The sequence below is a fragment of the Actinomadura sp. CNU-125 genome (assembly GCF_001942465.1).
Taxonomy (GTDB): Bacteria; Actinomycetota; Actinomycetes; order Streptosporangiales; family Streptosporangiaceae; genus Spirillospora.
In genome coordinates, this window is the sequence record NZ_MKJY01000051.1 from 1 (window position 1) to 3,408 (window position 3,408).

Consider the following 3,408-nt stretch of genomic DNA (forward strand, 5'->3'; position numbering starts at 1 on the left):
GTCCGGCGGCGTCCTACTCTCCCACACAGTCTCCCATGCAGTACCATCGGCGCTGAGAGGCTTAACTACCGGGTTCGGAATGGGACCGGGTGTTTCCCCCTCGCCATAACCACCGAACGACTCAACCCACAACACCAAACCTCTGGCGCCGGGAAACTCATCGTCCAAGCAGACAGCACACATATTCAATTAAACAGGTACCCGTTTGTTTCCTGGGAACCACACAGGGACGCGAACAACACACAGCGAGATGCTTTGAACGTTCAGTGTGTTCAAGCCACTCGGCCTATTAGTACCGGTCGACTCCACACGTTACCGCGCTTCCATCCCCGGCCTATCAACCCGATCGTCTCTCGGGGGCCTTACCCCACCCGAAGGTGGAAGGGAGAACTCATCTCGAGGAAGGCTTCCCGCTTAGATGCTTTCAGCGGTTATCCCAACCGAACGTAGCCAACCAGCCATGCCCATGGCAAGACAACTGGCACACCAGAGGTCCGTCCGTCCCGGTCCTCTCGTACTAGGGACAGACCCTCACAATTCTCCTACGCGCGCAGCGGATAGGGACCGAACTGTCTCGCGACGTTCTAAACCCAGCTCGCGTGCCGCTTTAATGGGCGAACAGCCCAACCCTTGGGACCTACTCCAGCCCCAGGATGCGACGAGCCGACATCGAGGTGCCAAACCATCCCGTCGATATGGACTCTTGGGGAAGATCAGCCTGTTATCCCCGGGGTACCTTTTAGCCGTTGAGCGACACCACTTCCACACGTAGGTGCCGGATCACTAGGCCCTGCTTTCGCACCTGCTCGACACGTCCGTCTCACAGTCAAGCTCCCTTGTGCCCTTGCACTCGCCACCTGATTGCCAACCAGGCTGAGGGAACCTTTGGGCGCCTCCGTTACACTTTAGGAGCAACCGCCCCAGTTAAACTACCCACCAGGCACTGTCCCCCACCCGGATCCACGGGTGCGGGTTAGACGCTCAAAACGACCAGAGTGGTATTTCACCAATGACTCCACCCGAACTGGCGTCCGAGCTTCACAGTCTCCCACCTATCCTACACAAGACGCTCCAAGCGCCAATGCCAAGCTATAGTGAAGGTCCCGGGGTCTTTCCGTCCTGCTGCGCGAAACGAGCATCTTTACTCGTACTGCAATTTCGCCGGGCCTGTGGTTGAGACAGCGGGGAAGTCGTTACGCCATTCGTGCAGGTCGGAACTTACCCGACAAGGAATTTCGCTACCTTAGGATGGTTATAGTTACCACCGCCGTTTACCGGCGCTTAGATTCTCAGCTTCGACCCAAAAGATCTAACCGGTCCTCTTAACGTTCCGGCACCGGGCAGGCGTCAGTCCGTATACAGCGTCTTACGACTTCGCACGGACCTGTGTTTTTAGTAAACAGTCGCTTCCCCCTGGCCTCTGCGACCACACCCAGCTCCCCATGCAAAGACGGTTCACCAGGCATGGCCCCCCTTCTCCCAAAGTTACGGGGGCAATTTGCCGAGTTCCTTAACCACAGTTCACCCGATCGCTTGGTATTCTCTACCTGACCACCTGAGTCGGTTTAGGGTACGGGCCGCCGGTACACTCACTAGAGGCTTTTCTCGGCAGCATGGGATCACTCACTTCACCTAAAACGGCTCGGCATCACATCTCACCCTCAATGCGCCACGGATTTGCCTATGGCGCGGGCTACATGCTTACCCCAGGACAACCATCGCCTGGGCTGAGCTACCCTCCTGCGTCACCCCATCGCTCACCTACTACCCCCTCGGGTCCCACGCTCCCCAACCAAGCGTCCCCCGAAGGGAACAACAAGGCGGATCGGATGGTTAGCATCAGAAGATTCAGCGTTGGCGCATACCAGCGGGTACGGGAATATCAACCCGTTGTCCATCGACTACGCCTGTCGGCCTCGCCTTAGGTCCCGACTTACCCTGGGCGGATTAGCCTGCCCCAGGAACCCTTGGTCATCCGGCGCACACGTTTCTCACGTGTGATTCGCTACTCATGCCTGCATTCTCACTCCCACAGCCTCCACCACTCGATCACTCGGCGGCTTCACCGGCTGCAGGACGCTCCCCTACCCACCCCAAACAAAAGTCTGGAGTGCCACGGCTTCGGCGGTGTGCTTGAGCCCCGCTACATTGTCGGCGCGGAATCACTTGACCAGTGAGCTATTACGCACTCTTTCAAGGATGGCTGCTTCTAAGCCAACCTCCTGGTTGTCACGGCAACTCCACATCCTTTACCACTTAGCACACGCTTAGGGGCCTTAGCCGATGATCTGGGCTGTTTCCCTCTCGACTACGAAGCTTATCCCCCGCAGTCTCACTGCCACGCTCTCACTTACCGGCATTCGGAGTTTGGCTGACGTCAGTAACCTTGTAGGGCCCATCAGCCATCCAGTAGCTCTACCTCCGGCAAGAAACACGCGACGCTGCACCTAAATGCATTTCGGGGAGAACCAGCTATCACGGAGTTTGATTGGCCTTTCACCCCTAACCACAGGTCATCCCCCAGGTTTTCAACCCTGGTGGGTTCGGGCCTCCACACCGTCTTACCGGCGCTTCACCCTGCCCATGGCTAGATCACTCCGCTTCGGGTCTACAGCATGCGACTCAAACGCCCTATTCAGACTCGCTTTCGCTACGGCTACCCGCCACCGGTTAACCTCGCCACACACCATAACTCGCAGGCTCATTCTTCAAAAGGCACGCCATCACCAACACAGAGACAAACCCTGTGAGGAGGCTCTGACGGCTTGTAGGCACACGGTTTCAGGTACTATTTCACGACCCCTCACCGGGGCACTTTTCACCTTTCCCTCACGGTACTGGTCCGCTATCGGTCATCAGGAAGTATTCAGCCTTACCACGTGGTCGTGGCAGATTCACACGGGATTTCACGGGCCCCGTGCTACTCGGGAACACACCCAAGAGACATCGCAATTTCGTCTACCGGACTCTCACCGTCTACGGTCGGCCTTCCCATGCCGTTCAACTATCACGATGTTTTGTAACTCTTCGGCCCAGCGGCAGCTGAACCAGGATGGTCCCACAACCCCGCACACGCAACGCCTGCCGGCTATCACACGCGCACGGTTTAGGCTGATCCGCTTTCGCTCACCACTACTCACGGAATCACTATTGTTTTCTCTTCCTGCGGGTACTGAGATGTTTCACTTCCCCGCGTTCCCACCAACCGTCCTATACATTCAGACGGCGGCGACACCCCATGACGGGTGCCAGGTTTCCCCATTCGGAAATCCCCGGATCAAAGTCTGGTTGCCGACTCCCCGAGGCATATCGCAGGTCCCACGTCCTTCATCGGCTCCTGATGCCAAGGCATCCACCGTATGCCCTTAAAAACTTGAACACACAAAACGATCAAAACAAATCGCAGAT

2 rRNA genes are annotated in these 3,408 nt (G+C 57.2%); both read right to left on the reverse strand.

The features are described 5' to 3' along the window. Positions 1-117 (reverse strand): 5S ribosomal RNA (gene rrf / locus BJF79_RS07480). Positions 118-268: 151 nt separating this feature from the next. Beyond that, positions 269-3,379, reverse strand: a 23S ribosomal RNA gene (locus BJF79_RS07485). Between the last annotated feature and the right edge of the window lie 29 nt (positions 3,380-3,408).